Genomic DNA, 8,353 nt, shown 5'->3' with positions numbered 1-8,353 from the left:
ATGAACTCTGGTTCCACATCCTGAGCAACAGTCTTGTCTGGGAAAATACGTACACCCTTTGCCCGGAATTCCGCTTCACGACCATTGAAGGCGCTGAAGTCTGCTGTGGCGACATTGTCTTGGGTTAAAGTTGCTATCCCACCGGACACATCAATAATACTGATCGATCCTTCAGGATCAATGCCATCATCCGCTTCTCCTTCATTAGCAACCAGTATTTTGGTGCCATCAGGGGTAAAGGTGAGCATATCGGGTAGGGGCCCCGCTTGCACTACCTTCAGGGCATTGGGGTCAGCCGGATTGTTCTTATAAGCAGCAATATCTATAATTGCTACCTTACCTGGATCAGTAGAGGTGCTAGCTTCTAACGCTAGCGCCAGTAAACCATTGCTATAGGCTACGCTATTTGCTCCGTCAATGTCAGGTATCAAAGAAGCAAGATCAATGGGTGGTATTACCTCAGTTGGATTGGTGGGATCACTGAGGTCTAGCACTTGCACCTCAGTTCCACCAGATACTACAAATAACTCTTGAGATATGGGGTCGTAGGCGGTAATTTCAGCCCCCATCTCACTAGAAAAGCTGCCAATTTTCTTTAATATATCTGCCACAAATTTCTCCTAGATAGTAGATGGCGAGTACCCAGTTCAGCTATTAGCTATCAACTTATTGAAAGTTTTATAGCAATAATTATGTACTCACAACCCTTAGCAAAATTTATAAATTTTCCTTGATACCAAATAATTAAACTGATTTTTATTCGCTTAATTATTTGGTATTGTGGTCTTAGTTGCTCAATTAAATAGGTAGTTTTTTAGCGTTACCACTAAGGTTTTTTAGTGTTGAATTTCATTTTGGTTAATGGTTTAGAATCAACCGCTAAACCCCAGCCTATTACGTTAATTTTATACCTACTTAGTTAGGGGTTGCGTCTCAACTCTACAGCTAGTGTTGACAATTAACTTTTAACCTTGAGATAGTGTGGCGATGGCTGAATAACGCAAATTATCATAAAAGCAAGCTAGGCTTGTAACTAACCTGATGATAGTTATCACCTTGATTCCAGGGGAGTATGAGCATGTAACTTTATAATTCAGCCAAATTAATACAGACTTTATTTATTTAGTTACCCATAACTTTTATCTGGATTTCAATGGACTCTAGCTAGGCTGATATTCAATTCATTATCAAGTAGATTTGATCCTTTACCCGATGTCATTGCAATCACTAGTTCAGCAACAGCGACTTAAGGTTTTATTGAATTTTACTGTCTTGGATTTGATACTCTCCGATTAGCAAACTAAATCCAAATCCTTTGTCTTTGATCTAAGCAACTGGGCTATAGATGCCCACTAGCTAAGCACCGTTTTCATAAATGACCAAAGGTATGTGGGTAGCCTTAACCTCTAAGTCGATCCTATTGGTCAGACTAATTAAGCCATAGCTTATTTTTGGTTTTAAATAAAACTATACTATAAAAGATGCTACTATAGTAACCTTTACAGAATCTTACAGAATTTGGCCTGTTTGTTACCTCAGGTTTACTTAAAATTTACATGAGTAGCTACAGATTTGGGCTTGAATTCACAATCGGGTAGGTGTAGGGTCTTACCCTCTAGGGCGAAGCTCTTCACACTCCCGACTCCAATTTCTAATACTAAGCTGTCACACATTTAAATTGTGATGTGAATCGGGAATCGGGAATCGGGAATCGGGAATCGGGAATCGGGAACAGGTAACTTCGGCTCAGGGAACAGGTAAACAATCATCTGTACCTCATTACTATGAGAACCGCTATAAGCAAAATTAGCTAAAAACTAACTAAAACTCATTAGTTATGATCCCAATTTACCTATTCCAGGTTACCTATTATTAAGTAGTTTGATAAAGAAACAGCGAATCTGGGAAGTGAGGGAGTTATGATGTCTCGATTATTACCCTTAATACAAATCTCCCCATCTCCCGACTACCTATTCCCCTACTTCCTAATTTGAGAATTGCTATAAGATAACCAAATCCCTTTCAGCAAGGGTTGTTACTCCTAACACTACTGCTAGGGTTTCATCTCCAACATTGATTAGAGAATTATTACTATCGGAGGTGATAGACACATCACCAAAGCTTAAACCATTGCCTAAACCAATTAAGTCAGTGCCCAGCTCGAAGTCTGTAATCGTGTCAGTACCTTCCCCAATCTCTAGGACAAAGGTATCACTGCCACTACCATTAGAAAAGTTATCTCCAGTCAGAGTATCATTACCGAGACCACCACTTAATAGGTCATCCCCAGCATCACCCCAGAGTTGATCATCTCCGAAGCCACCATAGAGGGAGTCATTACCAGATTTCCCGCCAATGCGATCGCTTCCTGAACCACCATAGATAATATCATCACCACCAGCGTTACCACCTGGGGCCTTGCTATTGCTATCTCCCCGTAGGATATCATCGCCATTGCCACCAAATATGATATCATTACCCAATCCCCCAGCAATGGTATCATTTCCATCAAAGCCATTGATCAGATCAGCATCAATAGTTCCAATCAACTCGTCAGCCCCTTGAGTACCGTTAATCTCGGAGGTAGTTTCTACTATTGCTGTCGGAGATTGAATATTATCGAGGTCTAGCCCAAATGCTAGGAATTGGGTAATCTGGCTGTCATTGAAATTGTTATCGCTAGCAACAATTAGGGATTGTCTGCCATCAGGTAAGGTTGGACAAGCCTTGGTCATCGAAGAATGTAGGATGCTTGGTTTCACGATAGATACCGATTTTTTTGCCAGTTTCGGCTTCTACCTGCTGGAGTAGTTCGATAACCTCTTTGAAAGTGGGAATTTCAAACTGACCATCAAACTCATCGCTACGGAAGTCAAGAGGTTGAACAGCACGCAGTTGCTTGATTTCTGCTAAGGTGAAATCTTCAGCAAAGTAACCAGTAATTTCTTCACCATCGAGAAATTTGGTAGACTTGCGGTCTTCACCAAATACGTCAGCTACGTTAGTGGTATCATCTAGCAACGGTTCGTGACGAGCAATCAAGACACCGTCTTTGGTGATGACTAGGTCAGGCTCAATGAAATCAGCCCCTTGTTCAATGGCAAGAGCGTAAGCTTCTAAGGTATGCTCTGGACGATCACCGCTAGCACCCCGGTGTCCAATCACTAGAGGAGGATCACCATCAAGGGTATTGAACTTTAAATCTGGGTTTTGAGGCGATCGCACAAATTCCCCTGTGGTATTTCCGGGGATATTGGGAGTAGAAATAGGGGCTTCGAGCAGTTTACCAGTGCTATCGAAGTGAAGTATAAACGGACCGAATTCGTCACCAATCCAGATATCGCCTTTAGCATCAATCACAAAAGACTCGATATCAAAATTAGCCCCGGTCAGAAAGCGATCGCTACTGTCTTCGTTGACAATCTTGAAAGGAATCTTGCCATCAGGGTCAGACAGTTGAACAAAGCCTTCAATCTCAACACTACCATCTCCATCCTCTGCACCCTTGAAATCAGGGTTAACTTGATAGAGTCTGAGCAAATAATCAGCACTATTCTGTTGGGCTCCAAAACCGTTATCTGATAGGAACCAAAAAGAGCCACCCCCACTAGGAGCAAACTGAACACCACTAAAGCCTTGAACAGGTTGTCCATCAAACGGACCGGTGCGACCATTGGCAGAAATCGGTTCACCCCTGCCATTGTCTGCACCAGACTGGGGTCCTTCTGCAAAGGTATCAGCTGGTAAAGATGCAAATCCTTTTAATTTCATAAAATCCTGGAATCAACGAGACTAAAACTCTCGAATTTAGCGTTTTTATATCTATAGACTTAGAAGCACAGAAACTAGCTAAATTGTGTCAGCATTTCAGCTTTCAGCTATCACATAGTACGTAATTGTTGCCAACCTGAAATCGCCTTGGCCTAGGTTTACGTGATGATTGAAACTGGCTGACCTCCCTTAGTAAGGGTTTCATTTCCAGGTTAAATTTTGATTGTAATTATATAAACATAATTATAAGGTTTGGTTAAAGCTTGTTTTTGAAGTCGCTGTAAATTTTTAGTGTAATTTTATCTGAGTAGGGTATAAAGATTTTGTAAAGTTAACCTAGATTTAATTTTAACTTAATTTTTTTAGTTTTTTATTAACCTTGAGGCTAGAGATTTTTTATATAATCCCTGACTAAGTAAGGTGTCGGCCAAGAATTTTGTTATCAAGGATTTTAACAATTAGTTTTTAGCAAAGGGAGTAGGAAATAGGGAACAGCGGATCTGGAAATAATTATTTTTGATTTTTTTTAAGTAAGTATTCAGCCGTTGGCCACGCAACTTGGTATTAGCATTAAATTGTGAAAATGCAATAGTTTTTGATAACACTTTTATCTCACTCCTCTCACTAATCCCACTAATCCCAGTTGCCCCTACTGCTTGAGATTGTGACAATGCAATAGTTTTTTAGCACTCCCACACCTCCCACGTTAACCACATTTTTAGCTTTTTTCACACTTACCACACTTACCACACCTACCACAAGCCCTGAAATAGCGACAGTGCAATAGTTTTTCCAAATCTTTGCATTTTTGGGAAAATAGTGTTAAGATAATAATATCGTAAAAGCAATGGTTTACTACCCATGATGATTTCCACTGCACAAGCCGCTGAATTACTCGGTGTTTCTGCCACTCGCGTCCGTTACCTTCTGGGCAAAGGCAGAGTTAAAGGCGCTTATAAGGTGGGTAGAACTTGGGTGATTCCCTTGTTTGATGGTATGCCGGTGGTCACTCCTGGCACTCGCGGACCAAAACGGAACTGGTCAAAGCGTACAGAGTACACTAAGGCTGTGATTCATGTTAACCAGAAAGTGATTCGCCAAAATCTCAAGACCGGGGAGCGTAATCCTGTGATTACGGTGAAGCGAGGCTCTAAAAATGTTTACGGTCATACGGTAGAAGTCAATGGCCCCTGTCGGGTAATGTATCGTCCAGATGATCCCCTCAAGTGTGGAGCACGGGTGTGGATTGAGACGATTTCTGATTTTGAAGTGATTTCAGCGTGATGGGATGGGATGTGAATGCGATCGCTTTTAGCGGAAGCTTCGCTTCATCGCATAGCGTGACCTACTGTCAATCGCATTGAACCAGTCAATGTTTTGCGATCGCTTTTAGCGGAAGCTTCGCTTCATCGCATAGCGTGGCAGTAAGCCAATCCCATAGCGTGACCTATGGTCAATGGCATCAAACCACCCAGCTAGAAGTACTGGTCAACTAGGTCTGTACTCTCGGTTTCGGGCAAAGACCAGACTATCTCGATTGCTGTCTTCTGCGACATTGGCAGCAGTCCCCTATTGCCTATTGCCTATTGCCTATTGCCTATTGCCTTTTACCTTTTTCCTCAAACAAAGAATTAACTTAGCATAAAAATTGAGTAGTGTAAAACACTGTTTTGTGCGAGTTTACCGCCATTTCATAAATTTTTGGAGATATTTCTGGCTTTCTTAGTCAAATATCCTGATTTAATTTAGATCTAGCGAAGAGTATAGTAGTCAACCATTACTCTTCTCTTTGTCATGAAAGGAAAAATTTTAAATTACCTTGTTATTATTGGAGTAAGCATTATTCTCCTGCTCGGTATAGTTACAACAGCTGTTGCTCAGGATAATTCAAACTCTGATAATGATAATAAATGTTCAAAATACAATGTACGCCTACATTATAATAGAAATCCAAATGATACTGACGTTATCGCTAAACTGAGCCCATGTATTAAGGTAACTAAGATAGGAACTTTTAAGAATAATCCCAAATTTGCAAAAATTCAACTAGATAAGCGTTATGATTTTTTGATTCGTGAAAAATTATTAAAATGCTCAGACTCAGATGGTTCTGTTCAAGATCAAGCAGTTAAAGAAGAAAATATTCTTAAATATCCTCAAAATTGTGAAATTCGTCAATAAAAAAATACAAAAATTTTTTTTATCTACCATGATCAATCCAAAAATTTCTTACATCGTCTTCTAAAATCATGATCATCATAGTATGTATCAGTAGCATCTGGTTCACCTTGATCAACTCTTTTAATTATATCATTACAATACAGGGATTCTTTCTCTAAATAAGCCACACGCAGCAAAGCCGAAATCACCACAACAGCGATAACTATAACAAGTTTTGATAGGATTTTCATAGGTAAGCTAAATGTTATCAAACTATCTGCTTGCGGACTTGCCTGTATCCCCTCTTCGGTAACTAAAGGCGTATCTGAAACAGAGGCATAATCCCTTGGTGCTTTAGCAATTTGGATTTTAGAACCTTCCTGATCAGTATAGATTTTAGGCTTCATATCAGGAAGGGTTTCTCTAATTTTATTTTCGATGTACTTATGTAACTCATCCAGAGAAATCACCTTATCCCGATTCAAATCAGCATCTCCCGTTTCAATACCCTCTACCAAATACTGAGTGTAAATTGAGAGCTGTTCGTCCAATTGACTAAAGGAGTAGTCAGTTGAAGAAGCGAGAATAGCGCGCCCTTCTCCTCCTAATTGATTTTGAAGATCGACGGAGCGATCATCTTTAACCAGTAGGCCCTTACGAAAAGCTGCACTAAAGCAGCAGTCGAGGATAACCACTTGTCGCTTGGAGCGGCTACCATTCATAATGTTATGGATAGCCCTAGCAGAAACGGCTGTTGTCTTAACTAGTTCTCTCTGTGAATTCTTACGAGTAATACGAGTTGTTAAATACAGTTGATTGCTGCTATCTTTGACACCGTGACCTGAAAAGAACAGTAACACCAAATCATCTTTTGTAGAACTGGCGAATAACTCTTCAATAGCCTCCTCCATTTCCTGTCGATCAGGATTGCTGAGAGCTTTGACATCAACAAAATTTCCCAGTTGTGGGGAATCCAGTATTCCTTTGATTTCCTCTAAATCTTTGGTTGCGCCAGGTAGTGGCTTTAACCCCTGTCCATATTCACTGACTCCAATCAACAGCGCTCGTTTTACCCCTTTTGATTGGCGAGCATCCTTTACATGGAGCTGTTTATGGCTTGGCTTGTCTCGCACAACTGGCTGATTCAGAAGTTGCAATACTGACTCATTTCGAGGTTGCAATAAGTGAGCATCTTGCACTTGCATGAAAATCACAGGTGTCGCAAAATCCCGTTTCCGATATCCTGTTGATTCATGGAGACTAATTTCTCGTCGTCCTTCCTGTACTGCTATATCCGCTGACTTGCCTTGAGCTAATTGTTTATAAAAGTGGCAGGCAAATCGGCTAGCTGTGCTATTAGACACTGGATACTGCATGGCCACGACTACAGGAATACGTTGCTGCACAACCTTGGAAGCTAGTCCTACAGATACTTTCGATGTAGACTCCATTGCTCCCTGACATGCCTGCAACACAATAATTCCAGGTCGATGCTTATTAAAGAGCTCACTAAAGTCATTGGCGCTAATCCACTGTGCCTGATCGAATTCATCCACCAAGGCAATTTCACCATTTTCATTCTGAAAACGACCATGACCGATGAAATGGAAAATGTGGGGCTTTTCCCTCAGAACTTTATCAATAGCTTTGCGGCTAGGTGGATTCACTACGGGTAACAATTCCACCTGCTCTGGTTGTTCCTGGGCTAGTGTTTCTATCGCCACCTGTACTTCCTCGTAGGCAACTGGATTTAAATCTGTGGGTGCAGAGACAACTAAGGCAATCCGCATTTTTTCATTTGCGCCTAACTTAATCGGTGGTGCTGAAATCCGCTGTGGGGGAAGGCGCGAAAAGACCAAGTCAGCTGCAGTAGCCAACCACATTGTTCCTAACTTCTCCCTTTGAGGCAAACACATAAATTCCCATGGGAACGCTGCCACTTCAGGGATATTTTGCTCGTCTATATCTAGTTCTACCCGTAGCAATTGCTGTTTAGTGCGAACAACTTCGTTATAAAATCTTATAAAGTCATAGCAAAGGACATCATCAAACAAGCTATCAAACAAGGCTTCTCCGAGTAACCTCGACTGGTTAGCATCCTTGATTTCATTTTTACGAACTTTTTCGATTAACTCCCTGACTTCTGAGGTGATCTTATCCTGATACCGAAATTCTCTAGAGATTATATTATCGAGCTTTCCAGGTTCTTTCTTTTCAACCCGCACTGTACGAGGATGTATCACGTGGATGCGATAGGTGTAGTAGGCTCTAGTCATAGCTGTCTGATCAGATAAAGCTGATTAATTGGTAAGCATTCAGCGGTCAGTGGTCAGCGGTCAGTAGTTAGTGGTCAGCCGTCAGGTTATTTTATTCAAAAGTTGAGTAGAGTGGCACAGGCTTCTAGCCTGTGACCTAACCCATA

At 41.1% G+C, this 8,353-nt stretch carries 7 protein-coding genes and 1 pseudogene; 3 read left to right on the top strand and 5 right to left on the bottom strand.

Features of this window, described 5'->3' with window-relative positions; genetic code table 11:
* The 4 genes and pseudogenes from F6K49_RS18030 to F6K49_RS18015 form a co-directional block, all read right to left on the bottom strand.
* Positions 1–611 (bottom strand): annotated as a pseudogene (locus tag F6K49_RS18030) (calcium-binding protein); the annotation flags it as partial.
* A gap of 1,389 nt (positions 612–2,000) precedes the next feature.
* Positions 2,001–2,735, bottom strand: a complete 735-nt coding sequence (locus F6K49_RS18025; protein ID WP_293026455.1) for a calcium-binding protein — start codon at positions 2,733–2,735, stop codon at positions 2,001–2,003.
* Positions 2,707–3,771 carry a glycerophosphodiester phosphodiesterase family protein gene (locus F6K49_RS18020; protein WP_293026453.1) on the bottom strand — a complete coding sequence of 355 codons (1,065 nt, stop codon included), beginning with the start codon at positions 3,769–3,771 and terminating at the stop codon, positions 2,707–2,709. The genes F6K49_RS18025 and F6K49_RS18020 overlap by 29 nt, the downstream gene beginning before the upstream one ends.
* A gap of 458 nt (positions 3,772–4,229) precedes the next feature.
* The gene (locus F6K49_RS18015) at positions 4,230–4,442 is read right to left on the bottom strand and encodes a hypothetical protein (protein ID WP_293026451.1); all 213 of its coding nucleotides are present in this window, start codon (positions 4,440–4,442) and stop codon (positions 4,230–4,232) included.
* 190 nt (positions 4,443–4,632) lie between these two features.
* On the opposite strand from F6K49_RS18015, the gene F6K49_RS18010 reads away from it, so the two are divergent.
* The 3 genes from F6K49_RS18010 (at position 4,633) to F6K49_RS18000 (ending at position 5,952) form a co-directional block, all read left to right on the top strand.
* Positions 4,633–5,055, top strand: coding sequence for a helix-turn-helix domain-containing protein (locus F6K49_RS18010; protein WP_044492023.1), 423 nt, complete (start codon positions 4,633–4,635; stop codon positions 5,053–5,055).
* A 172-nt stretch (positions 5,056–5,227) separates the two neighbouring features.
* A complete protein-coding gene (locus tag F6K49_RS18005) occupies positions 5,228–5,416 on the top strand; it encodes a hypothetical protein (RefSeq protein WP_293026448.1) in 189 nt (62 codons plus the stop codon).
* A gap of 149 nt (positions 5,417–5,565) precedes the next feature.
* Complete coding sequence (locus tag F6K49_RS18000) at positions 5,566–5,952, top strand: hypothetical protein (RefSeq protein WP_293026446.1); 387 nt, start codon at positions 5,566–5,568, stop codon at positions 5,950–5,952.
* 32 nt (positions 5,953–5,984) lie between these two features.
* Here the strand turns inward: F6K49_RS18000 and F6K49_RS17995 are convergent, their stop codons facing one another.
* On the bottom strand, positions 5,985–8,207 hold the full coding sequence (locus F6K49_RS17995) for a CHAT domain-containing protein (RefSeq protein ID WP_293098734.1): 2,223 nt from the start codon (positions 8,205–8,207) through the stop codon (positions 5,985–5,987).
* Positions 8,208–8,353 lie beyond the last annotated feature (146 nt).

Source organism: Moorena sp. SIO3I6 (genome assembly GCF_010672095.1).
The sequence above is the reverse complement of the archived record's forward strand: the minus strand, read 5'-3'. Positions and strand labels throughout refer to the sequence as shown.